Annotated in this window: 23 protein-coding genes; 16 read left to right on the top strand and 7 right to left on the bottom strand. The window is 69.4% G+C overall.

Translation table 11 applies throughout. The annotated features are described in order from the left end of the window. Window positions 1-8: 8 nt before the first annotated feature. Window positions 9-794, bottom strand: a complete 786-nt coding sequence (locus tag KY572_RS26995; RefSeq protein WP_224245855.1) for a DUF3108 domain-containing protein — start codon at window positions 792-794, stop codon at window positions 9-11. A 363-nt stretch (window positions 795-1157) separates the two neighbouring features. On the opposite strand from KY572_RS26995, the gene KY572_RS26990 reads away from it, so the two are divergent. After that, window positions 1158-1376, top strand: a complete 219-nt coding sequence (locus tag KY572_RS26990; RefSeq protein ID WP_224245854.1) for a hypothetical protein — start codon at window positions 1158-1160, stop codon at window positions 1374-1376. A gap of 12 nt (window positions 1377-1388) precedes the next feature. Here KY572_RS26990 and KY572_RS26985 read toward each other — a convergent pair whose 3' ends face one another. After that, window positions 1389-2054: a YggS family pyridoxal phosphate-dependent enzyme gene (locus KY572_RS26985; RefSeq protein WP_224245853.1), complete on the bottom strand. Its 666-nt coding sequence runs from the start codon at window positions 2052-2054 to the stop codon at window positions 1389-1391. Further along, window positions 2051-2647, bottom strand: coding sequence for a Maf family protein (locus KY572_RS26980; protein ID WP_224245852.1), 597 nt, complete (start codon window positions 2645-2647; stop codon window positions 2051-2053). Before KY572_RS26980 ends, KY572_RS26985 begins: the two co-directional genes overlap by 4 nt. Before the next feature lie 51 nt (window positions 2648-2698). On the opposite strand from KY572_RS26980, the gene KY572_RS26975 reads away from it, so the two are divergent. Both KY572_RS26975 and KY572_RS26970 read left to right on the top strand, forming a co-directional pair. Then, window positions 2699-3781: a sensor domain-containing diguanylate cyclase gene (locus KY572_RS26975; protein ID WP_224245851.1), complete on the top strand. Its 1083-nt coding sequence runs from the start codon at window positions 2699-2701 to the stop codon at window positions 3779-3781. A gap of 186 nt (window positions 3782-3967) precedes the next feature. Further along, window positions 3968-5623, top strand: a complete 1656-nt coding sequence (locus KY572_RS26970) for an FAD-dependent oxidoreductase (RefSeq protein WP_224245850.1) — start codon at window positions 3968-3970, stop codon at window positions 5621-5623. An 86-nt stretch (window positions 5624-5709) separates the two neighbouring features. On the opposite strand, the gene KY572_RS26965 is transcribed toward KY572_RS26970, so the two are convergent. After that, on the bottom strand, window positions 5710-7275 hold the full coding sequence (locus tag KY572_RS26965) for a peptidylprolyl isomerase (RefSeq protein WP_224245849.1): 1566 nt from the start codon (window positions 7273-7275) through the stop codon (window positions 5710-5712). A 226-nt stretch (window positions 7276-7501) separates the two neighbouring features. On the opposite strand from KY572_RS26965, the gene mreC reads away from it, so the two are divergent. The 4 genes from mreC to rodA are packed head-to-tail and all read left to right on the top strand — an operon-like array spanning window position 7502 to window position 12000. Further along, complete coding sequence (gene mreC, locus KY572_RS26960) at window positions 7502-8353, top strand: rod shape-determining protein MreC (RefSeq protein ID WP_224245848.1); 852 nt, start codon at window positions 7502-7504, stop codon at window positions 8351-8353. Beyond that, window positions 8350-8853 (top strand): hypothetical protein, encoded by a 504-nt coding sequence (locus KY572_RS26955; protein ID WP_224245847.1) that lies wholly within the window; start codon window positions 8350-8352, stop codon window positions 8851-8853. The genes mreC and KY572_RS26955 overlap by 4 nt, the downstream gene beginning before the upstream one ends. Continuing rightward, a complete protein-coding gene (gene mrdA / locus KY572_RS26950) occupies window positions 8850-10865 on the top strand; it encodes a penicillin-binding protein 2 (protein ID WP_224245846.1) in 2016 nt (671 codons plus the stop codon). Before KY572_RS26955 ends, mrdA begins: the two co-directional genes overlap by 4 nt. Before the next feature lie 7 nt (window positions 10866-10872). Further along, entirely contained in the window at window positions 10873-12000 is a 1128-nt protein-coding gene (gene rodA, locus KY572_RS26945) for a rod shape-determining protein RodA (RefSeq protein ID WP_224245845.1), read from the top strand. 7 nt (window positions 12001-12007) lie between these two features. Here the strand turns inward: rodA and mgtE are convergent, their stop codons facing one another. Continuing rightward, complete coding sequence (gene mgtE, locus KY572_RS26940; protein ID WP_224245844.1) at window positions 12008-13387, bottom strand: magnesium transporter; 1380 nt, start codon at window positions 13385-13387, stop codon at window positions 12008-12010. A 158-nt stretch (window positions 13388-13545) separates the two neighbouring features. On the opposite strand from mgtE, the gene KY572_RS26935 reads away from it, so the two are divergent. Next, window positions 13546-13743 carry a hypothetical protein gene (locus tag KY572_RS26935; RefSeq protein ID WP_224245843.1) on the top strand — a complete coding sequence of 66 codons (198 nt, stop codon included), beginning with the start codon at window positions 13546-13548 and terminating at the stop codon, window positions 13741-13743. Between the two features lie 7 nt (window positions 13744-13750). Here the strand turns inward: KY572_RS26935 and KY572_RS26930 are convergent, their stop codons facing one another. Next, window positions 13751-14080 (bottom strand): hypothetical protein, encoded by a 330-nt coding sequence (locus KY572_RS26930; protein ID WP_224245842.1) that lies wholly within the window; start codon window positions 14078-14080, stop codon window positions 13751-13753. Window positions 14081-14540: 460 nt separating this feature from the next. Further along, window positions 14541-14870 carry a thioredoxin gene (gene trxA, locus KY572_RS26925; RefSeq protein ID WP_224245841.1) on the bottom strand — a complete coding sequence of 110 codons (330 nt, stop codon included), beginning with the start codon at window positions 14868-14870 and terminating at the stop codon, window positions 14541-14543. Between the two features lie 195 nt (window positions 14871-15065). Between trxA and KY572_RS26920 the strand changes: the two genes are divergently transcribed. From KY572_RS26920 to KY572_RS26885, 8 genes are all read left to right on the top strand, one after another. Continuing rightward, window positions 15066-15434: a hypothetical protein gene (locus KY572_RS26920; RefSeq protein WP_224245840.1), complete on the top strand. Its 369-nt coding sequence runs from the start codon at window positions 15066-15068 to the stop codon at window positions 15432-15434. 34 nt (window positions 15435-15468) lie between these two features. Beyond that, window positions 15469-16278 (top strand): cytochrome C assembly family protein, encoded by an 810-nt coding sequence (locus KY572_RS26915; protein ID WP_224245839.1) that lies wholly within the window; start codon window positions 15469-15471, stop codon window positions 16276-16278. A 2-nt stretch (window positions 16279-16280) separates the two neighbouring features. Then, window positions 16281-17600, top strand: coding sequence for a glutamyl-tRNA reductase (gene hemA, locus KY572_RS26910; RefSeq protein WP_224245838.1), 1320 nt, complete (start codon window positions 16281-16283; stop codon window positions 17598-17600). Further along, window positions 17597-18541, top strand: a complete 945-nt coding sequence (gene hemC / locus KY572_RS26905) for a hydroxymethylbilane synthase (RefSeq protein WP_224245837.1) — start codon at window positions 17597-17599, stop codon at window positions 18539-18541. Before hemA ends, hemC begins: the two co-directional genes overlap by 4 nt. A 75-nt stretch (window positions 18542-18616) precedes the next feature. Continuing rightward, entirely contained in the window at window positions 18617-19378 is a 762-nt protein-coding gene (locus tag KY572_RS26900; RefSeq protein WP_224245836.1) for a uroporphyrinogen-III synthase, read from the top strand. Between the two features lie 12 nt (window positions 19379-19390). After that, window positions 19391-19933, top strand: coding sequence for a hypothetical protein (locus KY572_RS26895; RefSeq protein ID WP_224245835.1), 543 nt, complete (start codon window positions 19391-19393; stop codon window positions 19931-19933). Then, on the top strand, window positions 19930-21741 hold the full coding sequence (locus tag KY572_RS26890) for a zinc metalloprotease (RefSeq protein WP_224245834.1): 1812 nt from the start codon (window positions 19930-19932) through the stop codon (window positions 21739-21741). The genes KY572_RS26895 and KY572_RS26890 overlap by 4 nt, the downstream gene beginning before the upstream one ends. Continuing rightward, the gene (locus tag KY572_RS26885) at window positions 21726-23549 is read left to right on the top strand and encodes a GspE/PulE family protein (RefSeq protein ID WP_224245833.1); all 1824 of its coding nucleotides are present in this window, start codon (window positions 21726-21728) and stop codon (window positions 23547-23549) included. Before KY572_RS26890 ends, KY572_RS26885 begins: the two co-directional genes overlap by 16 nt. Window positions 23550-23607 lie beyond the last annotated feature (58 nt).

Raw genomic sequence — 23607 nt, 5'->3', positions numbered from 1 at the left:
GCCGCGCGTTAGTCGTTCATCGCCATCAGGCGACCCTGCTTGTACTCGGCCAGCTCCGCCACGATGGAGCCCAGCGCCAGGTCCGCCTCCACGCGCACCGGCACGTGGCTGGGGTCCGTCGTGAAGTACGCGATGATGTCGCGCCGGGCCTGCAGCTTCTCGGAGAACTGCGTCTGGAGCTTCACCCGGAACACCTCGCGCTCGCCCAGCGCCGTCTTCATGCGCTGGCGGCCGTCCACCGTGGCGCGCAGCATGAAGGACTTCGAGCCAGTGAAGACCGGGTAGGTGTACTCCTGGCCGTCCGCGATGCCGCGGTTGCGCAGCGCGAACGTGGCGCTCGCCAGATCCATCGAGCCCTCGGGCAGCTCGTGGGTGGCCTCGGTGGGCGCGGCGCCCTCCCGCTGCCGGACGACGTGCGCGACGCGGCCCGCCTCCTTCAGCTGCACACGCTGGCGGCGCCGCTTGTTGTTCTCGTCCACGAAGAAGTCACTGCCCAGCGAGCGCTGCGCCGCGTCGTTCCAGTACGACACGAACTTGTCCTTGATGGGCCACACGCCGATCACCGGGTCCGACTTCGCCAGCGAGACGATGGGCCACACCTGCTCGCCCCACTGCTTCATCGGCGCGCCGACGGTGATCTGCGCGGTGCCCGCCGTCACTCCCAGGTACTGCACGCGGTAGAGCGACTGCTCGCCGGGGCCGAAGGCCGCCTTCGACTCCTGGGCCAGGGCCACGCTGGAGGACAGCATCGCCGACATCAGGCCAACGATCGCCACGTTGAACCGCGTGTGCATCTTGCGCTCCTGGACTCGGGGTCCTGCCCTCCCTCGGTGAAAGATCGGGCCAATGTAGGTAGCCAGTTTCCGCGCCGCCAACCGCTCCGGCCACTTCCTCACCGCTGGCGTTCACTTCCCTGGACGAGGCGGGGAAACCATCATTCAACGGTGGGCACTCCCGTGGGTAGGCAGGGGTGGCAGAGAGGCACCAGGGCTTGCCTACACCCCTGCACACCGAGCGGCGGGACAGCACAGGCTCCCGCGCCCCAGGCTCCAGGCCCCAGGTGTGAACGAGTCCGAGCGTGGCCGAGGTACCGCTGCTAGCCTGCGGCCCGGCGACGTCCGGTGCGCGCCGCAGCCAGTCAGAGGAGATTCGAGGCCATGCAGAGCTACGACTTCAATGATGACGACGACGGTGGGAAGAAGGCCAAGACCAAGTCGGGCAAGGCCATCAAGGAGTTCGACTGTCCGACGTGCGAGGCCAACAACCCCACGGAGGAGCCCCTCTCCAACGGCTTCGAGGTCCGCTGCAACTACTGCGGCAACGAGTTCGCGGTGTCCTTCAACGAGTCGGGCAAGATGAGGCTCAAGGAGCTGTAGCCGCCCGGGGGCTCAGGCCCGCTCGCCGAAGATGGCCGTGCCCACGCGGACGACGGTGGCGCCCTCCTCGATGGCCAGCTCGAAGTCGTGTGTCGTCCCCATGGAGAGGCCCGCGAGTCCCTGCGCGCGGGCCAGCTCGCGCAGCTGTCGGAAGTGGCCTCGCGCCTGCTCCACCTCCTCGGTGGGCGGGGGCAGCGCCATCAGCCCCTCCACCTTCAGTCCCGGCAGGGTGCGCACCTCCTCCAGGAAGCTCGCGAGCGCCGCTGGCGCCAGCCCGCTCTTGCTCTGCTCGCCGCCGATGTTCACCTCGACGTAGCAGGGCAGGGGCGCGTCCGCCCTCCGCTTGGACAGCTCGCGCGCCACGTCCAGCCTGTCCAGGGCGTGGAAGGCGTGCGCCGCCTTCGCCACGTACTTCACCTTGTTCGTCTGCAGCGGCCCGATGGCGTGCCAGCGCAGGCCCTCCAGCCCGGCCAGCTCGGCCGCCTTGTCCCTCAGCTCCTGCGCGTAGTTCTCTCCGAAGTCGCGCTGGCCGGCCGCGTACGCCTCGCGGATGAGCTCCGCCGGCTTGAGCTTGGACACCGCCAGCAGCGTCACCGACTCCACCGGACGGCCCGCTCGCGCGCACGCCGCGGCCACCCGGGCTCGGATTCCCGCCAGTCGCTCGGCCACCTCGCTCATGCTGCCCTCCAGGGAAGAGGAACGCCCGCGCGCGTCAGGAGCTCCAGGGTCTCCCCCAGCGGCAGGCCGATGACGTTGGTGGGGCTGCCCTCTATCGCGGAGACGAGGAAGCTGCCCTTGCCCTGCATGCCGTAGGCCCCCGCCTTGTCCAGCGGCTCACCCGTGGACACGTACCAGTCGATCTCTCCCGCGGAGAGTGTTCGGAACGTGACGCTGGTGTGGACCACCGCGGACACCTCGGCACGGCCGGCGACCGCTACACCGGTGTAGACGGAGTGCTTGCGGCCGGAGAGGCGGGTGAGCATGTCCCGGGCCTCCTCCGGTCCGCTCGGCTTGCCGAGCAGCTGCGAGCCCAGGGCCACGGTGGTGTCGGCCGCCAGCACCCAGGCGCCCGGGAAGCGCCCGGCCACCGTCTGGGCCTTGGTGCGGGCCAGCCGCAGCACGTAGGCGTCCGCCACCTCGGCGGAGAAGGGAGACTCATCGATGTCGGCGGCGGCCACGGTAAATCGCATCCCGAGCTGCGAAAGCAGATCGCGCCGCCGGGGCGAGGCAGAAGCAAGGACGAGGGACGAGGGATCCTCTAGAGTGCGCATGGTGAAAGGTCGGAAGCCCTTAGCAGAACTGCGTCTCGGAGTGGACCTCGGATGAATCCCGCGGATCTCCTGTCGGCCATGAAGCGGACGGTGGAGCAGCTGGCCGCGTTCAACGAGATGGCGAAGGCGCTCACCTCCACCCTGGAGCTGAAGGAGGTCCTCAACCTCGTGATGCAGAAGGTGAGCGATCTGCTCCACCCTCGAAACTGGTCCCTCATCCTCCAGGACGAGCGCACCGGGAAGCTCTACTTCGAGGTGGCGGTGGGAGATGGGGCCGAGGCCCTCAAGTCGCTGCAGATCCTCCCGGGCGAGGGCATCGCCGGCACGGTGTTCTCCACGGCCTCGGCGCGGCTGGTGGATGACGTGGGCGGCGACCCGGCGTTCGCGCCGCGCTTCGATCAGGCCTCCGCCTTCCGCACGCGCTCCATCCTGGCCGTGCCGCTGATCGCCCGCGGGCGGGTGCTGGGCATCATCGAGCTGGTGAACGGACCCAAGGATCCGCCCTTCACCCAGGACGACCTCACCACGCTGACGGCCATCGCGGACTACGCGGCCATCGCCATCGAGAACGCGCGCAACTTCCGCCGGGTGCAGGAGCTGACCATCACCGACGAGCACACCGGCTGCTTCAATGCCCGGCACATGCGCTCGCAGCTCGAGCACGAGGTGCGGCGCTCGCAGCGCTTCCACCACCCGCTGTCCCTGGTGTTCCTGGACCTGGACCGCTTCAAGAACGTCAACGACACGCACGGCCACCTGGTGGGCAGCGCGCTGCTCAAGGAGGTGGGTGAGCTGCTCATTGCCTCCAGCCGCCAGCTCGACATGGTGTTCCGCTACGGCGGCGACGAGTTCGCGCTGATGCTGGTGGAGACCGACCCCGACGGCGCGATGACCATCGCCCGGCGCATCCGCGACGCCTTCCGCGCCCGGCGCTTCATGCAGAGCCATGGGCTCGAGCTGCGCCTCACCGCCAGCCTGGGCGTGGCCACCTTCCCGGACCACGCGCGCACCGCCACGGATCTCGTCCGTGCCGCGGACTTCGCCATGTACGCCGCCAAGGCCCAGGGCCGCGATGAGGTCTGCCTCGCCGAGCGCATGCCTCCCGATCCCAACGTGGCTCCGCCGGCGCGCTGACGCGTTGTCCCTCCGCGTCAAGCGGACGGTGTCGCGCTGCGTCGATGCCTCGGCTTCCTGAGCAGCAGGGGGCCTGGCACGTCATTTTCCCTACTTGTCGTCCAGCCAACAAAGGCGTCAGGAGTGCTGGGTACGATGTCTCTCAGGCCTGGGATCGACCCCGGCCGTGAGCAGGGGCGCTCCTCCATGGAACTCAACTACGACGCCAAGAGAATCGAGATCGTTCAACGCCTCGCGGGGTGGGCCAAGCGGCCGGATGCGGACTTCGAGCGGTTTCAGATGACTCGCGAGCAGGCCACCCAGCTCCTGTGGGACACCAGTGGCCGGCTCGTCTTCCCCTGGGACGCGGACTACGACGCCCTGCGCCGCGTGGCCTACGCGAACTTCGAGGACGTCCGTCCGTCCGCGATTGGCGTCTGCGAGTCCCTGCACGACGTGCGCACCTTCATGCGCTTCATCCGCAGGCAGCGGGAGACCAACCCCGCGTTCCGCTGGGTGCCTCGCGCGGGCGGACACAGCACCGCCGGCTACTCCACCGTCGAGGGCGGGCTGATGCTGGACGTGCGCGGCCTGGACAACATCTTCGTCGAGCCCCAGCGCCGGCTCGTCCACGTGGGCCCCGGCGTCCAGATGCGCGACTTCTACCGCACCATCGACGACTACGGCCTGTTCGCTCCGGCCGCCATCTGCCCGGACGTCCGCATCGGCGGGATGATGCAGGGCGGTGGCTTCGGCTTCGGCTCGCGCATGTTCGGGATGAGCTGCGACGCCGTGACCGAGGTGGAGATGGTGCTGGCCAACGGCCGGCAGGTGGTCGCCAACGCCATCCACAACGCCGACCTCTACTGGGCCGTACGCGGCGGCACGGGCAACCAGTTCGGCATCCTCACGCGGGCCACCTACAAGCTCTATCCGCTCCAGGAGGTCGGCGCCGTCGTCATGCAGTGGCGGCTGGGGACCGACGCGGAGGCGGCGCAGGGGGCTCACGCGCTCGACATCCTGCAGCGGCGCTACATGGGCTCCAACCACGACCGGCGCCTGGGCTACCTGGCGCTCATCCAGCATGGGGCGAACTTCGACGGCCCCTTCCTCATCGTCCGCGCCATGTACCGCGGGCAGCGCGGCCTGTGGCAGCAGCTGCTCGCCGAGCTCATCGCCACCCCCGGCTGCCAGGTGCAGTGGGAGGACATGGGCTCCTACTACTCGATGAACAACAAGCTCATGGGCTACGCGCAGGAGCCGGACATCCTGCCGGCGCTGATGACGCCGCTGGCCCTGGCGCCGCGCCAGGAGAAGAACACGCGCTACTTCGACAAGCACCTGGGCGTGGCCGGGTGGCGCCAGATGGTGGACCACATCCGCGGCGCGCCGACGGTGATGAAGATCGGCCCGCAGATGGTCATCGAGGCGGCGGGCGCGGCCATCAACGAGAAGCACCGCGGCGAGAACGCGTACATCCACCGTCGCGCCGACTTCAACACCTACCTCAACACCTACTGGGACAGTGAGGAGGAGAAGCCCAAGGCCTTCGCCTTCATGAACCGCTGGCTCGAGATCGGCGAGCCGTGGACCAACCAGGAGGCGTACCAGAACTACCCCAAGCCCTACATCACCCACTGGCAGCGGCGGTACTGGGCCGAGTACTACCCCGTCCTGGTGTTCGTGAAGCGGAAGTACGATCCGACGTCCGTCTTCAACTTCGAGCAGAGCATCGGCGGAGAGAGCGCCCTGGCGGAGCAGTCCGCTGACAGCGTCGACGAGCTCGTCCCCGGGGTCGCCCGGAGCCTGCGTCAGTCGATCGTCTATCCGGACCAGATGCCCACCGAGGGCGATCAGGCCTGAGGCCCGCCTCGGCGCTCGGTGGGTGAATCAGGGGGAGGACCCTGGCTCCCGGAAGGAGGGGAGCCAGAGTCCTGGGCGGACCGGGCTCACCCGGTGCCGATCACCGTCTGCACGGCCTCGTTGTTGGTCACCACCGTGCCCTGCTTGCGCAGCGCCTTGATGAAGGAGTCCTCGAGCTCGATCTGCTTGGCGCGGCGGGCCTGCTCGCGCAGCTCGTCCTTCTTCTTGGTGAACTCCTCGTCGCTGGGCTTCTGGCGCTCGGTGACCTGGGCCACCACGAAGCCCTCGCCCACCGGGAACACCTGGTCCAGCGCCTGCGGGGCCTGCGCGGCGAAGGCCGCGGAGATGAGCTGGGGCGCCGGGCCCAGGTAGGGCACCGACTCGCCACCGGCCGTGAAGCTGCCCGTCTCCACCGCCTCCGGGCGCGTCTCCGTCTCGAAGCGCTGCAGCGCCGGCTGGCCCTCCTTCTCCGGCGGGAAGAGCGTCGCGATCGTCTTGCCGCCCTTGAGCTCGGCCAGCGCCTTCTCCGCCTCCGCCTTCGCCAGCTCCTTGGCCTGCTGCTGCTTGTAGAGCGTGGTGGCGATCTCGTTCTCCGCGTCCGCCAGCTTCTTGTCGGACGCCGCCTGCTTCTCCTCCACCTTCACCACGTGGTAGCCCAGCTTCGTCTCGATGGGCTCCGACACGCTGTTGGGCGAAAGGGCGAACATGGCGTCCGCCAGCGCCGGATCCAGGCTGCCGCGCTCCACCAGGCCCAGGTCTCCACCCGCCGCCTTGGTGCCCGGATCCTCGCTCTTCTCCCGGGCCACCGCCGCGAAGTCCTTCGCGCCCGAGGTGACCTCATCGCGGATGGCGCTGGCGCGCTTCTTCGCCTCTTCCTTCTGCGCCGCGGTGGCGTCCGCCGGCAGCGTCACGAGGATCTGCCGCGCCCGGACGCGCTCGGGCTGCTGGTACATGAAGCGGTTGGTCTCGTAATAGTCCGAGATCTCCTTGGCGTGCGCCTTCTTGAACTCGTCCAGCTGCGCGGGCGTGGGGGCCGGCACCTTGTCCGCGTACATGGTGGGCAGGAAGCGGGCGAAGACGAGCTTGGCCTGGTTGGCGTCCTTGTCGTAGCGGGCGCGCACCTCGTCCTCGGAGACGACGGCGCCGTTGCGCACCACCTCGAGCATCTTCTGGGCGGCCAGCTGGTGGCGCAGGTCCTCCTCATACTGGGCCTCGGTCAGCCGGTAGAAGTCGCGCAGCACCTGGCGGTAGCGCTCGAAGTCGAAGTCGCCGTCCTTCTGGAAGTCCGTGTTGCGGTGGATGATGTCCACCAGCTCGGAGTCCGCGGGGACGATGCCGTTGCGGTTGGCCGCCTGGGCCAGCAGCTCCACATCCACCAGCTGCTGGAGCACCTGCGGGGCCAGGAACTGGCGCGCGGCGGACTCGGGGATGGGGTTGCCGCGGTTGCGCAGGCTGTTGATCTGCATGGCGTAGGCCCGGCTGAAGTCCCGCAGGGGGATCTCCTTGCCGTTGACCACCGCCGCGGCGCTCGCCTCCGTCAGCTGGCCGCTCGATTTGCTGAAGCTTCCGGGACCGAAGTTCAGCGTGAACACGACGGCGATGCCGATGATGAACACCAGCGAGACGACCTTCCGGAGGTTCAGACCTTCCATGTTGCTGTCGTTTCTTCGTGCAAGGCGCCGCAGAAGCTGCCTTCGTGGAAGGACTCGCGGCGCGGGTTTGTTGGATGCCCGGTCGGTGGGTGGACAGTTCCGCACCACCCCCCATTCAGGGCCTTGACTGCCTAGGACAAGGCCCCAGAAAATGCAAGCGATTTACAGTGTTTAGCCGCTCCCTCTCCTTCCTGCCCCTCTTTCCCTACACGGGGACCTCGCCCCAGTGCTGTCGCTCCTCAAGCGGTACCGCCGCTTTCTCTTCGTGAGCGTGCTGCTGCTCTACCCGCTGTTCGCCTTCCTGGTGACCGGCCGGCGGGGCCGCGAGCCGAACCTGCTCGATCGCGCCCTCATCGGCATGACGTCACCCCTGCAGTCGCTGCTCAACCGCGTCATCGACAGCGCAGTGGGGGCGGTGAACCACTACGTGGACCTGCGCGGCGTGCGGCAGGAGAATGACGCGCTGCGGCTGGAGAACATGCAGCTGCGAGCGGCCGTGCAGGCGCTCGGAGAGGCTCGGGCGGAGAATGACCGGCTCAAGCAGCTGTTGCAGTACGCCGAGAAGGCACCCGGGCCGGAAATTCCCGCGCGAGTGGTGGGGGTGAACCCGGTGGCGAAGCTGTTGTCGGTGCGGATCAGCAGTGGAGAGCGACAGGGCGTGTTCCAGGGCATGTCCGTGGTGACGCCGGATGGCATCGTCGGCCAGGTGATCAGGACGACGGGAGGTTACGCGGACGTGGCGTTGGTGACGGATCCCCAGAGCCGGGTGGGCGTGCGCGTGCAGCGCTCGCGGGCGCGCGGCACGGCGGCCGGAGCGGGCAGCGGGCCGCTCAAGCTGGAGAACATGCTGCGCACCGAGGACGTGGAGGACGGCGATCTGATCATCACCGCGGGCACGGACGGGGTGTACCCGCCGGGCCTCATCGTCGGGCGGGTGGCCAATCTCCAGAAGCGAGAGCACGGCATGTTCCAGGCCGCGGACATCATCCCCGCGGTGGACACGACGAAGCTGGAGGAGGTGCTCGTGGTGGGCAGTCCGTACCAGGAGGCGGCGCCGATGGTGGAGGGGACGCGATGAAGTTCCTCGTCACCGTGGGGCTTGCGCTGCTGCTGCTCACGCTGGAGTCCGTGGTGGTGCAGCGGGCGGGGCTGGTGCTCTCGCGCATCGACGTGACGGTGGTGCTGCTGGCCTTCCTGGCGCTGCGCGCCTCGCTGATGGAGGGCGCCTTGTCCGCCTTCGCGGTGGGCTACCTGCTCGACTTGATGAGCGGCCAGCCCACGGGCCTGTTCACCTTCCTGGGCGTCTTCACCTTCCTGGTGGGGCGGCTGGTGCACTCGCTGGTGGACGTGCGCGGCCCGGTGGCCTTCGTGCTCTTCACCATGGGCGCGGACGTGGGCCACGGCCTGCTGGCGGCCTTCTTCGGCTGGCTCACGGTGAAGGATGGCTCGGCGACGGCGGTGCTGCCCGGGCTGCCGCTGCAGGTGGCGCTCACGGGAGTCGCCGCGCTGGCGCTCTATCCGCTCCTGCGCAAGCTCGAGGCTCGCCAGGAGCGCTCGCAGGTGGGAGGGCTGCTGTGACGCCTCCGACGCTGGGCAACTCCACTCCGGGCCGCGATCTCAAGCGGCGCTTCCTCTGGCTGGGTCTGGCCATGGTGGGCGGCCTGGCCGTGCTGGCCACGCAGCTGTACCGGCTGCAGATCATCCGCGGCGAGGAGTACGCCGCCAAGAGCGTGGCCAACTTCGTCAAGGAGGTTCGCCTGCGCGCCGACCGCGGCGTCATCAAGGACGCGCGCGGCACCATCCTGGTGGACAGCCGCCCCTCGTTCGACGCCTTCATCACCCCGGCGTTCTGCACCGACTGCTCCAAGGTGGTCATCCCCAAGCTGGCCGAGCTGCTCGGCTGGGACGCCGATCAGCGCCAGAAGGTGGACGAGCAGGTGCGCGGGGCCAAGCGCAACGCGCCGTTCCAGCCGCTGCCGGTGCGCATCGATCTCACGCGGGACGAGCTGGACCGCATCAGCGCGCGGCGGGACATCCTGGATGGCGTGGAAGTGGTGCCGGTGCCGCACCGCAACTACCGCTCGGAGACGGTGCTCTCGCACGTGCTGGGCTACATGAACGAGATCACCCAGGACGAGCTGGACCGGCTCAACGCGGACGGGGCGAAGTACGCGCTGGGCGACTACATCGGCCGGCGCGGCCTGGAGCGCTACTTCGAGCAGAAGCTGCGCGGGGTGGACGGGGTGCGCAAGGAAGTGGTGAACGCGCGCGGCCGGACCATCGAGGAGCTGAACGACAAGCTGGGGGAGAACTCCGTCGTGGAGCCCCAGGCGGGCAGCAACCTGGTGCTCTCCATCGACATGCGGCTCCAGGAGGAGGCCGAGCGGGTGTTCCCCGGCGTGGCCGGCGCGGTGGTGGCCATCGACGTGAACACGGGCTTCATCAAGGCGCTGGTGTCTCGGCCGGGCTTCGATCCGAACCTGCTCACGGGCCGCGTCACCCCGGCGCAGATGGCGTCGCTGGTGAGGGATCCGCTCCAGCCGATGATCAACCGCGTGGCCGCGGCGCACTACAGCCCGGGCTCCACCTTCAAGGTCATCACCCAGCTGGCGGCCTTCAAGTCCAAGCAGTTCCGGCCGGAGACGACCATCAACTGCCCCGGCGGCTACAAGCTGGGCGCGCGCACCTGGCGCTGCCACAAGGACAGCGGCCACGGCCCGGTGAACGCCAACCAGGCGATGGCGTACTCCTGCGACACCTGGTTCTTCAAGGTGGCGGACACCCTGGGGATCGATCCCATCGCGGAGATGGGCCGCGAGCTCGGGCTGGGCAGCCCCACCGGCATCGGCGTGCTGGGCGAGGTGCCCGGCATCATGCCCACCTCCGAGTACCACGATCGGCTCTCGCCGGGCGGCTACACCAAGGGCATGGCGCTCAACAGCGCCATCGGCCAGGGCGACGACAACGTGACGCCGCTGCAGCTTGCGGGGGTGTACGCGGCCATCGCCAACGGCGGCACGCTGTACAAGCCGCAACTGGTGCAGCGCATCGAGGACCTCGATGGCCAGGTGGTCGAGGCGTTCTCGCCGCAGGTGGTGCGCACCACGGAGATGAACCCCGAGCATCGCAAGGTCATCGTGGACGGACTGGTGGCGGTGACGAACGCGCCGGGTGGCACCGCGTTCCGGGCGCGGCAGACCTACAAGGAGGGGCTGCAGGACGTCGTGGTGGCGGGCAAGACGGGCACGGCCCAGGTGGTGGCCATCGGCGCGGTGCGCCTCAAGACGCACCAGATGGACTACTTCACCAGAGACCATGCGTGGTTCGCCGGCTTCGCGCCGGCCGACAAGCCGGAGATCGCGGTGGTGGTGCTCAACGAGCACGGCGGCCACGGCGGCACGGACGCGGCGCCCACGGGCATGGCCGTCTTCGCCAGGTACTTCGAGCTCAAGCGGCAGGACGCCAACTCACCCCCGCCGCGCGCCAACCAGCCCTACGTCCTGACCCTGCCTCCGGCGCCGAAGCTGGAGGACGTCATGCTCACTCGCGGCGTCCCGCCCGCAGGCTCTCCGAATGCAGCTCAGCATTGAACGTCGCATGGTGCCCCACGTCCCGTGGGGCCTGATCTTCTGCGTCCTGGCCATCTCCGGGCTGGGCATCTGGAACCTGGCCTCGGCGGCCCGGCCGCCGCACGCCAACGCGTGGTCCAGCCAGGCCATCTACCTGGCGGTGGGGCTCGTCGTCGCCCTGGTGGTGTGCCTGGTGGACTACCGCTGGATCCAGCGGATGACGGTGCCCATCTACGTGCTCAACATCCTGGCGCTGATTGCCCTGCGCTTCCTGGGGCACAAGGCCAAGGGCGCCGAGAGCTGGTTCGTGCTGGGGCCGCTGCGCCTGCAGCCCGCCGAGTTCATGAAGATCGCCGTGATCCTCATGCTGGCGAAGATCTACCACGACGACTTCCGGCCCAATCAGGAGTCCTACGGGCTGCTGCGGCTGTGGAAGCCGGTGCTGGTGGTGGCGGTGCCCGCCGGGCTCGTGCTGGTGCAGCCGGACCTGGGCACGGCGATGATGATCCTGCTGTCGTCGATGACGGTCATCCTCTTCGGCAAGGTGCGCTGGTACCTGGTGGCGGTGATGCTGGCGGGGGTGGTGGCCGTGGGCGGCATCATCTGGAACGACTACGTGCGCGAGGCGCCCGAGCCCCGCTTCACGGTGCTGCGCCACCACCTGAAGAAGCACCAGAGCCAGCGCATCTCCGGGTGGCTGGATCCGGAGGCGGACCTGAAGGGCAGCGGCTACCACGCGGCCCAGTCGAAGATCGCCGTGGGCAGCGGCGGCATGACGGGCAAGGGCTGGCGCGAGGGCACGCAGACGGGCCTGTCCTTCCTGCCCGAGCAGCACACGGACTTCATCTTCTCCGTGTGGGCCGAGGAGCACGGCTTCACGTTCTGCCTGCTGCTCCTGGCGCTCTACGGAGGGCTCTTCTCGCTGTCCCTGGCGGTGGGGTTCAGCGCCCGAGACAGGTTCGGCGCCTTCGTGGCCGTGGGCATCACCGCGATGATCTTCTGGCAGGTGTTCGAGAACATCGGCATGGTCATCGGCGTGCTGCCGGTGACGGGCATCACCCTGCCGCTGATGAGCTACGGCGGCTCCTCCATGATGTCCGTCATGATCAGCGTGGGGCTGCTGGTGAACATCAGCATGCGCCGCCACATGTTCTGAGCCGGCCTCAGAAGGCGCGGCCGGTGAGGATGGTGGTCGCCACGGTGAAGTAGATGACCACGCCGGTGACGTCCACCAGCGTGGCCACGAAGGGCGCGGACGCGGTGGCGGGATCCAGCCCCAGGCGGCGCAGCAGGAACGGCAGCATGGAGCCGCACAGCGTGCCGAACATCACCACGCCCACCACGCTGAGGCCCACCGCGATGCCCACCCACACGAAGTGGGGGCCATAGAGCGTCTCGCGCCCGGGCCAGAGGATGATGCGCAGCGTGCCCAGCACCCCCAGGAACACGCCCAGGGCGATGCCGCTGGTGCTCTCGCGCATGGCCACGCGCCACCAGTCCGCCAGCGACACGTCCCGCACCGCCAGCGCGCGGATGATGAGCGAGGTGGCCTGCGAGCCCGAGTTGCCGCCCGAGGAGATGATGAGCGGCACGAAGCTGCCCAGGAAGACGGCCTGGGCGATGGCGTCCTGGTAGTGCGCCATGGCCGTGGCGGTGAACATCTGCCCCACGAAGAGCACCGTCAGCCAGCCCACGCGCTTGCGCAGCATCTCCGCGAGGCTGATGTCCAGGTAGGGCGCCTCGAGGGCCTCCATGCCGCCCATGCGCTGGATGTCCTCGGTGGCCTCCTCCTCGGCCACGTCGAGCACGTCGTCCACGGTGATGATGCCCAGCAGCACCCCCTGCGAGTCCGTCACCGGCAGCGCCACCCGGTCGTACTTCTCGAAGAAGCTGATGATCTCCTCGCGGTCCGCGGTGGCCGGGATGCTGACGAGCTGCCGATCATGGATGTCCGGCAGGCGCGTGTCCGGCTTCGCCAGCACCAGCGAGGCCAGGCGCACGTCGTCCAGCAGCCGGCCCTTCTCGTCGACGATGTAGAGGACGTTGAGCGTCTCGCGCCCCTGGCCGTGGGTGCGCACGAAGTCGAGCGCGGCGGCGGCGGTGAGGTTCGCCGGGAGCGTGAGGAACTCCGGCGTCATGTAGCGGCCGGCGCTGCGCTCCGGGTAGCCCAGCAGCTCGCGGGCCACCTTCAGCTCCGCGGGCGACAGCGTGGTGAGCACCCGGCGCGTGACCTCCGCGGGCAGCTCCTCCAGCAGGCGCGTGCGGTCGTCCGGCGCCATCTCGTTGAGGACGTTCTTGAGCTCCTCGTTGCCCAGGATGCTCACCAGCTCCGACTGCTGGTGCGGCGGCAGGTACTCGAAGGCCAGCGCCGCCATGTCTCGCGGCAGCAGCCGGAAGAGCACCCCGCTGTCCTTGGCGGGCAGATCCTCGATCATCTCGGCGATGTCCGCCGGATCCATCTCCGTGAACGCCTCGCGCAAGGCGTTCCAGTCGCGAGCTCGAACGAGCTCGTCGAACTCGGGCTTGAGGAGGTTTCCCAGCATCACACTCTCCGCGCGCGATGGCGCGGGCGCATGGTGTATGAATCGCGCCGGTTCCGGTACGGGATTCTTTCGAGAAGCCGCGGCGGCGATGATGCAGGGGAAGGGGCCAGAAGGCAGCGGGCGGGGGGGGCGGGCGCTCGGGCTTCGGCCTGCGCTTCGTGGAGTTCACCGGCCAGCCGGAGGTCTCGCTGGCCCGGCTCTTCCTGGGCATGCGACTGAGGACGTTCTCCGAGGAGGACCTTCAGTCGCGGCGGGCCCGCTCGCTGCCCAGCGAGCTCGAGCGGGTGGTGGATGTGCTCGCCGCGTGGGGGCTGCTCAAGGCAACCTCCCCCGGCGACCCCTGGCGCGGGGAGTGAGCGGCCCTCAGGAGTTCTTGTTGGCGGCGAGCGCGCGCCGCCGCTCGGCCTGGTAGTGCGCCGAGCACAGGCCCTTGGAGCGCGACTCGCGACCGCAGCCGGGCACGGTGCACATCCGCTCCGGAGGGACGGCTCCTCCCGTTGCCGACTTGGGTGGCCGCCCGCGACGCCGCATGGGTGCCGCGGCCACACCGGACGCGGAGCTCAGCCCACCGTTGTGGAGCGCGCGCATCACACCTCGACCGATGGCATCGCCGATGGCCTCCGCCCACTGGTTGAGCGCGGGGGGCAGGGCGGAAGAGGACATGGACACGGCGGGCTTGCGTTGACGGTTCATGACAACTCCTAAAAGTCTTAGATGCCGGTTTAAGCTTGGATACAAAGTTGAACTGCTTATTTGGCCTTTAACGTGAAGTCTGTCAACACGCGGTTGGTGGGTTAATCCTGACTCTGCTCCGCGGGACTGACAGGTGTATCGACCGTGTGTCTGGTACCTACCTGCCAGGTTCGTTCGTGCTCGTATAGCGGGGACTCTCCCCCGAATGGAGGAGAAGACGTGTAGGAGCGGATTGAACCACGTACCTGCCAGAAGCAAGCACCCCGCGGGGGTAGAGGCTCACCGAGGATGACGTGTTTGTACAGTCGTCATCCACATCGACCAGGAGAGGCACACGATCGCTACCAGGAGAGCGAGCCAGGGCTGCTCGAGCACTCCGAACGTCGGGCCGGACGTTCCTGTCGTTACAACGGCTCCACCCGAGTGAGGCGCATGGCCCCGCTCGGGTGGAGGCACCACACTAGAGGGCCTTGCTGATGGCGTCCTCGATCTTCGTCTTGGGCACCGCGCCGACGATCTGCCCGACGACCTTGCCGCCCTTGAAGACGAGCAGCGTGGGGATGGAGCGGATGCCGTACTGCTGCGGGGTGTCCTGGTTGTCGTCGATGTTGAGCTTGGTGAACTTCACCTTGCCCTCGTACTGCCTGGCCAGATCCTCGACGGCCGGGGCAATCGCCCGGCACGGGGCGCACCAGGTGGCCCAGAAGTCCACGAGCACTGGCTTGTCGGACTGGAGCACTTCCTTGGAGAAGTCTCCGTCCCCGATGTTCATCACCTCAGGTCCTGCCATGGGTCACTCCTTCACAGGCCGTCTACGGGCCTGGCTCTGGCGCGTCGTCTAGTACGCACCGCAATGGCCTGCAAGGACCGGTCGTCCAGACCGTTCCCAACCGGTGAGATGCGGACGGACAGTGGGGGTTTCAAGCAGGCAGGCGCCACGAGAGACAGACCTCGTTGCCAGGGGTGATGTAAGCTGGTGGACGTGATGAAGCTCTTTCTGCCCCAGACCCAGCTGGAGGAGTGGGCCCTGGGAGACCAAGCCGATCTCAAGGACGGCAAGCTGGTGGTGATGGCGGAGGGTGGCGGCAGCTATCCGACGGTGCCCGCGGTGCACTTCGTCCAGATCGTCTCCGGCGAGGACACCCACAAGCTGGTGGCCAAGGTGAAGACGGAGAGCCAGCTGGCCAGCCTGGGGGCCGAGCAGATGGCGGACTCGGTCATCGTCGGGGAGTCGGCCTACGAGGTGGTGCCCGGCTACGTCACGGAGGTCCCCACGGCCCCACGCTCGTCCGACAAGAAGCCGAGCAACGAGACGGACCTGCTGGCCGCCTTCATCCTCAACAAGATGGGCTGACCGCACGGTCGCCCGGAGTTATCTGGCTGCCGCCATGAACGAAAGCCTGGTCTCGCTCGCCTGCCACGCATACGGCTTTGCCGCGCTGGTGTACCTCACCTACCTGGCGCGCCAGTGGAACGCGCTCGCGGTGGCGGGGCGCGTCCTGGTGGGGCTGGGCCTGGTCCTCCATGGGGTGGCGCTGCTCCCGCTGCTCGTCGCACAAGGTGGGATGCCGGTGGGCGCGGCGCAAGGGTTCTCCACGCTGGCCTTCCTGCTGCTGGCGCTGGGGCTCATCCTGGATCTGCGCTACCGCAAGCCCGTCATTGGCGCCTTCATCACCCCGCTGGCGGTGGCCACGCTGGTGCCCGGGCTGCTGCTGCGGGCGGGCCAGACGCCGCTGTCTCCCACGCTGCGCCAGCCGCTGCTGCGCATGCACATCTCCATCGCGCTGGTGGGGATGGCGGCCTTCGCCGTCGCGGCGGGGGTGGGCGTCATGTACCTGCTGATGGAGCGGCAGGTGAAGGGCAAGCGCTTCGGGCTGCTCTTCTCCCGGCTGCCCTCGCTGGAGTTCCTGGACACGCTTAACCGCCGGCTGGTGGTGGTGGGCTTCATCGCGCTGTCCATCACCCTGGCCACGGGCGCCTTCTTCATCGCCGGCTCCAGCCAGGGGCTCACGTGGATGATGGACGCGAAGGTGGTGGCCACCGGGGTGGCGTGGGGGCTGTTCGCCGGACTGGCGGCGGCGCGCGTCTTCGTGGGCTGGCGAGGGCGGAGGGTGGCGCTGCTGACGATGGCGGGCTTCGGGCTGGTGCTGGTGTCGTTCCTCTCGTCGTATGACTTCACCGCCGGGGGGATGCGCTAGTCATGGAGCTGATCTGCATCGGCCTGTCTCACCGGACGGCGCCCTTGTCGGTGCGCGAGCGGCTCGCGCTGCCGGAGCCTCGGCAGGTGGAGGTGCTCCAGCGGCTGGCGCAGGCGCCCACCGAGGCGCTGCTCGTCTCCACCTGCAACCGGGTGGAGCTGTACCTCACGTCGCCGGACCTGGCCCAGGCGGCCACCCGCGCCCGGGAGGAGCTGAGCCACCTGGGCGGCCCGGAGACGCTCGATCACCTCTATGAGCACCACGGCGCCGGGGCGCTGGAGCACCTGTTCCGCGTGGCCTCCAGCCTGGACTCCATGGTGGTGGGCGAGGCGCAGATCCTGGGCCAGGTGAAGGAGTCCTTCGAGCTGGGGCAGGGCGCGGGCGCGGTCAGAGGCGGGCTCACGCGGGTGTGCGCGGCGGCCTTCAGCTGCGCCAAGCGCGTGCGCACCGAGACGGCCATCGGCCGGGCGGCGACCTCCATGGCGTCGGCGGCGGTGGCGCTGGCCACCAAGGTGTTCGACGAGCTGTCGGACAAGACGGCGCTGGTGGTGGGCGCGGGCGAGATGGGCGAGCTGGCCGCCAGGAACCTGAAGCAGGCGAAGGTGGGGCGGCTCATCGTCACCAACCGCACGCTGGCTCGCGCCGAGGCGCTGGCGGCGGAGGTGGGTGGCACGGCCCGGCCCTTCGAGGAGCTGAACGCGCTGCTGAAGGAGGCGGACGTGGTGGTGTGCTCCACGGCCTCGCCGGTGGCCCTGTTCACCAAGGAGAACGTGGGCGCGGTGGGCAAGGCGCGCCGCTTCCGGCCGCTGTTCATGGTGGACCTGGCGGTGCCGCGGGACATCGATCCGGACGTGTCCGCGCTGGACTGGGTGACGGCCTACGACGTGGACGACATCCAGAAGTTCGTCGCGGAGAACGAGGCGGCGCGGGCCGAGGAGGCGCAGAAGGCGGGCGTCCTGGTCATCCAGGAGGTGTCTCGCTTCATGCGGGACCGGGCGGTGCGCGACGGGGTGCCGGTGCTGGCGCGGCTGCGTCAGCGGGCCGAGCAGATCGCCAAGGCCGAGGTGGAGAAGACGCTGGCGGCGATGGGCGAGGGGCTCACCGAGAAGCAGCGCAAGAGCATCGAGGCCATGGGGCGCGCCATCGTGAACAAGCTGCTGCACGAGCCCACCGCGCGGCTGCGCGCCGTGGGCTCCGAGAAGGAGGAGAGCCACCGGCTGGCGGGTGCCGCCGCCGAGCTCTTCGGCCTGGCGGAGGAGCCCGCCGCGGGAGCCGAGCCCGAGAGCGCCGCGGCCACCGCCGCGAGCGGAGGCAAGCGATGAGCAGGACCGTGCGGATCGCCACCCGGCAGAGCCCCCTGGCGCTCTGGCAGGCCCGTCACGTGGGCGCGCTGCTGTCCTCGCGCCACGCGGGCCTCGAGGTGGCGCTGGTGGAGATGACCACCGAGGGGGACCGGTTCCTCTCGGCGCCCCTGTCCGCCGTGGGCGGCAAGGGGCTGTTCGTCAAGGAGATCGAGCAGGCGCTGATCGACGGGCGCGCGGACATCGCCGTGCACAGCCTCAAGGACATGACGTCCGTGATGCCCGAGGGCCTGATGCTCGCGACGGTGCCGGAGCGCGAGGATCCGCGTGACGCGTTCTGCAGCCCCTCGGGGCTCACGCTGGACTCGCTGCCGAAGGGCGCGCGGGTGGGCACCTCCTCGCTGCGCCGCAGCTGCATCCTGCGCTCGCGGCGGCCGGACCTGGAGATCGTCAGCCTGCGCGGCAACGTGCAGACGCGGCTCCAGAAGACGCGGGACCTGGGGCTGGCGGGCGCGATGCTGGCCTCCGCGGGCCTCAAGCGCCTGGGCCTGGAGCGGGAGATCACCGAGGTGCTGTCGCCCGACGTGAGCCTGCCGGCGGTGGGGCAGGGCGTGCTCGCCATCCAGTGCCGGGTGGACGATGCCGAGGTGCGGGCCCTGCTCGCGCCGCTCGAGGACGCGAAGACGCGCGTGGCGGTGACGGCCGAGCGCGCGCTGCTGGCGAAGCTGGAGGGCGGCTGCACGGTGCCCCTGGCGGGCCACGCCACGGTGACGGACGGCGTGGTGCACCTGCGCGGCCTGGTGGGCCGGCCCGACGGCTCCAAGGTGGTGCGGGGCGAGGTCCGCGGCCCGGTGGAGAAGGCCCACGCGCTGGGGGAGGCGCTCGCGGACGATCTGCTCTCGCGCGGCGCCCAGGAGATCCTCCGCGACTTCGGACGCACCGGGTACACGCCGAACTCCTGAGGCGGACGTTCCCCCGCGCGCGCCATACCTCATGGGTGGGACGCGGCGCGTAGAACTGGACTAGAGTCCGCGCCCGTGGAAAAGCGACTCGAAGGCAAGCGTGTGCTGGTGACCCGCCCGAAGGAGCGGGTGGAGGAGCTGTGCTTCCTCCTGGAGGACGAGGGCGCGGAGGTGCTCAGCCTCCCGCTGCTGGAACTGCAGCCCCCGGAGGATCCCCGGCCCCTGGCGGCCGCGGCGGAGTCCATCCAGCGCTACCGGTGGGTGGTGTTCGCCAGCCCCTCGGCCGTGGAGGCGCTCATGGAGGCGCTCCGGGAGGCCGGGACGGTGGAGCACCTGAGCCATGTCCGCGTGGCCGCGGTGGGGCCTCGCACGGCGCGGACCGCCGAGGGCTATGGCCTCAAGGTGGTCGCCGAGCCCGCCGAGTCCACCGGCCTGGGGCTCTACGAGGTGCTCCGCCCCGAGCTGCACCCGGACGACGAGGTGCTCCTGCCCGCCGCCGAGGAGGGCCGCCGAGAGCTGGAGCTGGCGCTGCGCGAGCAGGGCGTGCGCGTCACCCGGGTGACGGCCTATCGCACCTCTCCCGCCGAGCTGTCGGCGGAGGCTCGGGAGCTGCTGCGGACTTCACCGCCAGACGTGGTGCTCTTCGCCTCGCCGCGTACCGCTGAAGTCTTCCTGGAGTCCGCGGGCCGCGAGCGGCTGGGGCAGTCCCGCGTGGTGGCCATCGGCCCCACCACCGCCGGCGCGCTGGCTCGACTGGGCATCGAGGTAGCGGCGGTGGCCGAACGTCCCACCCCCGAAGGGCTCGTGGACGCCGCGATTCGAGCGATTCACGGGTAAGCTGTGCCCCCGATGAATTCCCTCCGCCTCCTGGGGCTCCTGCTCGCGCTCTGTGTGCCCGCGCTCGCCTGGGGCTCCCTGCCTCGACAGACGCTCTCCCAGCTCACCCTCGCCGCCGATCGCGTCGTCCTTGCGCGCATCGCGGACCAGCGTGTCAATGTGCCCGGAGGCGACGTCAGACAGATGACCACCGTCTCCCGGCTGGAGGTGCTGGAGGAGTACCGTGGCAAGGGGCCCCGCGCGCTAGAAGTGGTGCAGCTCGGCGGGCGCAGCGGGCAGTGGGAGTCCCGCCTGGCGGGGGATGCGACGCTCACGGTGGGAGAGACGGCGCTCATGTTCCTGCGGTGCCCGGACGCGAAGGCGGCGGACAAGTGTGTCCTGGTCGGGCAGGGCGCGGGGAAGCAGACGGTGACGACCGGAGCAGACGGGCGGCGCGAGGTGCAGCTGCCCCACCAGGTGAAGGGCGGACCGGTCCGGCGGCCGCTCGATGAAGTCCTCGAGGAGATCCGGCGGGCGACTCCGCCCCCGGCGCAGCAGGAGAGGGGCAAGCGATGAACCGCAGCATGCAGTGGACCGCGGGGCTCGTGCTGATGGTGCTCGGTGCCACGGCCTCCGCGCAGAGCAACAACTACACGTACCTGGGCTTCAAGATGCTCAACACGCGGGACTACCCGTTCCGCTACTACCTGGATGGGCGCTCGAACGCCCCGGCGGGCATCGCCATCTCGGAGGTGGAGAAGGCCACCAACGCGGCGTTCCAGACGTGGGAGGACCAGAGCTGCGCGTACCCGGACTTCGTGTACGCGGGGCGGACCAACACCAACTCCGCGATCGATCCCAGCAACGTGGGCAACCCCTACGACGCCTTCAATGTGAGCACCGTCTGGGTCACCAACCCGGCCGATCCGTACTTCAAGCTGGCGCTCGAGTCCGGGCAGGCGCTGGCGGGCACCATCCCGCTCACGTACGCCGGCTACCTCTACCAGTGCGACATCTTCGTGAACGCGGTGAACGTCAGCTGGACCACGCTGCCGGACACACCGGAGCGCGAGAAGCTGCGCGATCTCCAGACGGTGCTCACCCACGAGGTGGGCCACTGCCTGGGCCTCGGGGATGCCTACTTCCCCGACACGGCGGTGATGGACACCAACTTCCCGGTGGGCGGCAGCCGGCGCGTGTTGGACCCGTCGGACGTGGAGCAGTTGTGCACCTACTACCCGGAGAATGGCGCGGTTGGCTCGCCCTGCTCGGCGAGTGATCCCTGCACGGGAGGGCTGAGCTGCATCCCCTTCCGGAACGCGAACGGCATCAAGCTCTACGACTACTGCTCGAAGGGCTGCGCCGGCATCACCAACGGCGAGTGCCCCAGCCCCTTCGTGTGCCGGGACTCCACCCTGATCTCCGGCTTCACCAAGGCCTGTCTGGCGGTGCCCGGCGAGGCCATCACCCAGGTGGGCAAGCCCTGCGACAGCACCATCGACGCGGGCGTGGACTGCGGCTCGCCGCGCTCCCTCTGCCAGGGGCCCGTGGCGCTGCCCTCGGGCGGGACGGCCTGGGTGGGGGGCTACTGCCAGGAGGAGTGCGTCGCCGGCCCCTCGGCCTCCTCGTGCCCCGCGGGCTCGGTGTGCGTGGAGCTGGGGGCCTCGGACCGGTGCTTCAAACCCTGCCGTCCGGGCTCGGGTGACTGCCGCGATGGCTACACCTGCTCCCCGCTCCCCGAGGGCAACGTCTGCGTCCCCAGCTGCTACTCGGACGCGGACTGCAATGAGCCCAGCTCCTCCGCCTTCACCTGCCGCGTGTGCGATCGCGTCTGCGTCGAGAAGCGGCCGGCCGGAGGCGCGGTGGGCGAGCCCTGCTCCAACGCCTCGCAGTGCGGCACGGGGCAGATCTGCCTCTTCCTCAATGACCACCCGCAGGGCGTCTGCGCGGAGCCGTGCACCACGGCTCAGTGCGGCTGCCCGCCGGGCAGCTCCTGCAAGCGGGTGGGCGCCCAGAGCGTGTGCATGAAGAACTGCGCCGCCGGCACCTGCTCCTCGCCGCTCCAGTGCAACCCGGTGGGGGAGACCTACTCGTGCACGCCGGCCTGCCGCAACCGCGCGGACTGCCCCAGCGGCACCGAGTGCTACGGCGGTCGCTGCGAGGATCCCCTGAACCGTCCGGACGGGGGTTGCTCGCTCTGCAACGATGGCGGCACCCCGCCGCCGCCTCCTCCTCCTCCCACCGACGGTGGCAGCGGCGGAGGCGGTAACGGTGAGCCGAGCGGGTGCGGCTGCGGCCAGGCGCCGGCCACGGCCCTGGTGCTCTTCGGCGTGCTCGCGTTGGTCTTCTTCTCCCGGAGGCGGGACACTTGGCAGCGCCCGTAAGCAACGTCACCCGGAGCCAGTCGGACTTCAGCACCACCTTCGTGCTCGAGGCCCTGGTGGCCCAGGGCCTGCTCAACCCGCAGCAGGCCCAGGAGATCCTGGCGCGCGAGCCGGCCGCTCGCGCGCGCGTCCTCAAGGCGAAGTCCCAGGCCGGCTCCAAGGAGGCGGCACGTTATGACGTGTCGCCGGTGGAGATCGTCGCGGCCTTCCAGGTGCCGATGCCGGAGAACCGGGGCGTGCTCGACGAGGACCGGGTGACGGAGGCCGCCGCGCGCGCCGCCGGTATGCCGTACCGGAAGATCGACCCGCTCAAGCTGGACATGGCGCTGGCCACGCGCACCGTGTCCCGCCCCTTCGCGCTGAAGCACGCGCTGCTGCCGCTGGAGCGCACGCAGCAGGGGCGGCTCGTGGTGGCGGTGGCCAACCCGTTCGATCGCGAGCTGTTCGAGAACCTCTACCGGCTGGCGGGCCTGCCCATCGAGCCGGTGCTGTCGGCCAAGTCGGACATCCTCAAGTCCATCGCGGAGATCTACGGCTTCAAGAAGACGCTGGCCCGGGCCGCGGACGACTTCGCCGCCTCGCCGCAGCTCACCAACTTCGAGCAATTGGTGTCGCTCAGCGGCACCCAGGAGCTGGATGCCGCGGACAAGCCCGTGGTGCAGGCGGTGGACTACCTGCTGCGCTACGCCTTCGACAACCGCGCCTCGGACATCCACATCGAGCCCAAGCGCGCCCAGTCCCACGTGCGCCTGCGCATCGATGGCGTGCTGCACACCGTCTACACGCTGCCGGCCGGTGTGCACCCGCCCATCGTCTCGCGCGTGAAGATGCTCTCGCGCATGGACATCTCCGAGAAGCGCAAGCCGCAGGACGGGCGCATCAAGACGGAGCGCGAGAGCCGCGAGGTGGAGCTGCGTGTGTCCACCCTGCCCACCGCCTTCGGCGAGAAGGTGGTCATCCGTATCTTCGATCCGGACACGCTGGTGCAGGACATCGCCCAGCTGGGCTTCGAGCCAGACGAGAAGGACGCCTTCGAGTCCTGGATCGACCAGCCGCACGGGCTCATCCTGGTGACGGGCCCCACGGGCAGCGGCAAGACGACGACGCTGTACTCGGCGCTCAAGGCGGTGGCCGGCCCGGACGTGAACGTCACCACCATCGAGGATCCGATCGAGATGGTGTGGGAGGGCTTCAACCAGGTGCAGGTGCAGCCCAAGGTGGGGCTGGACTTCGCCGGGGCGCTGCGCCACATCCTGCGCCAGGACCCGGACGTCATCATGGTGGGCGAGATCCGCGACTCGGAGACGGCGGAGAACGCCATCCAGTCCGCGCTCACCGGCCACCTGGTGCTCTCCACGCTGCACACCAACGATGCCATCGGCGCGGTGGCCCGCATGAAGGACCTGAGCGTGCCGCCCTTCCTGCTCTCGCAGAGCCTGGTGGGGCTGATGGCCCAGCGCCTGCTGCGGCGCATCTGCGTGCACTGCGCGCAGGAGGCCTCGCTCACCCCGGACGAGCTCACGGCGCTGATGGTGCCCATCCCGCTGCTGCCTGGCGGGGTGAAGCTGCGCAAGGGCACCGGGTGCGTGCGCTGCCGCGGCACGGGCTACTTCGGCCGCACCGGCGTGTTCGAGATCGTCAGCATCGGGCAGGAGCTCAAGGAGCTCATCACCCAGCAGGCCCCTCATCACGAGCTGGTGGAGGCCGCCCGCCGTGCGGGAATGCGCACACTGCGTGAAGCCGGGGTGCGCAAGCTGGCCCAGGGCCTTACCACGTTTGACGAGGTGATGAGGATGACCTCGGTGTGAAGTGTCGTCCCCTTCACGCCCTCCTCCCCCCCGTGTGGACGCGTGAAACATCATCGTC

It is taken from the genome of Hyalangium gracile (assembly GCF_020103725.1).
Classification (GTDB): domain Bacteria; phylum Myxococcota; class Myxococcia; order Myxococcales; family Myxococcaceae; genus Hyalangium; species Hyalangium gracile.
The sequence above is the reverse complement of the archived record's forward strand: the minus strand, read 5'-3'. Positions and strand labels throughout refer to the sequence as shown.

Coding starts and splice junctions, on each gene's coding strand:
- KY572_RS26895 (WP_224245835.1), top strand. CDS start 19,391: ATGAATTCCCTCCGCCTCCTGGGGCTCCTGCTCGCGCTCTGTGTGCCC.
- KY572_RS26930 (WP_224245842.1), bottom strand. CDS start 14,080: ATGAACCGTCAACGCAAGCCCGCCGTGTCCATGTCCTCTTCCGCCCTG.
- KY572_RS26915 (WP_224245839.1), top strand. CDS start 15,469: ATGAACGAAAGCCTGGTCTCGCTCGCCTGCCACGCATACGGCTTTGCC.
- trxA (WP_224245841.1), bottom strand. CDS start 14,870: ATGGCAGGACCTGAGGTGATGAACATCGGGGACGGAGACTTCTCCAAG.
- KY572_RS26970 (WP_224245850.1), top strand. CDS start 3,968: ATGGAACTCAACTACGACGCCAAGAGAATCGAGATCGTTCAACGCCTC.
- KY572_RS26955 (WP_224245847.1), top strand. CDS start 8,350: ATGAAGTTCCTCGTCACCGTGGGGCTTGCGCTGCTGCTGCTCACGCTG.
- KY572_RS26920 (WP_224245840.1), top strand. CDS start 15,066: ATGAAGCTCTTTCTGCCCCAGACCCAGCTGGAGGAGTGGGCCCTGGGA.
- hemC (WP_224245837.1), top strand. CDS start 17,597: ATGAGCAGGACCGTGCGGATCGCCACCCGGCAGAGCCCCCTGGCGCTC.
- hemA (WP_224245838.1), top strand. CDS start 16,281: ATGGAGCTGATCTGCATCGGCCTGTCTCACCGGACGGCGCCCTTGTCG.
- KY572_RS26890 (WP_224245834.1), top strand. CDS start 19,930: ATGAACCGCAGCATGCAGTGGACCGCGGGGCTCGTGCTGATGGTGCTC.
- rodA (WP_224245845.1), top strand. CDS start 10,873: ATGGTGCCCCACGTCCCGTGGGGCCTGATCTTCTGCGTCCTGGCCATC.
- KY572_RS26965 (WP_224245849.1), bottom strand. CDS start 7,275: ATGGAAGGTCTGAACCTCCGGAAGGTCGTCTCGCTGGTGTTCATCATC.
- KY572_RS26985 (WP_224245853.1), bottom strand. CDS start 2,054: ATGAGCGAGGTGGCCGAGCGACTGGCGGGAATCCGAGCCCGGGTGGCC.
- KY572_RS26975 (WP_224245851.1), top strand. CDS start 2,699: ATGAATCCCGCGGATCTCCTGTCGGCCATGAAGCGGACGGTGGAGCAG.
- KY572_RS26980 (WP_224245852.1), bottom strand. CDS start 2,647: ATGCGCACTCTAGAGGATCCCTCGTCCCTCGTCCTTGCTTCTGCCTCG.
- mgtE (WP_224245844.1), bottom strand. CDS start 13,387: ATGCTGGGAAACCTCCTCAAGCCCGAGTTCGACGAGCTCGTTCGAGCT.
- KY572_RS26995 (WP_224245855.1), bottom strand. CDS start 794: ATGCACACGCGGTTCAACGTGGCGATCGTTGGCCTGATGTCGGCGATG.
- KY572_RS26990 (WP_224245854.1), top strand. CDS start 1,158: ATGCAGAGCTACGACTTCAATGATGACGACGACGGTGGGAAGAAGGCC.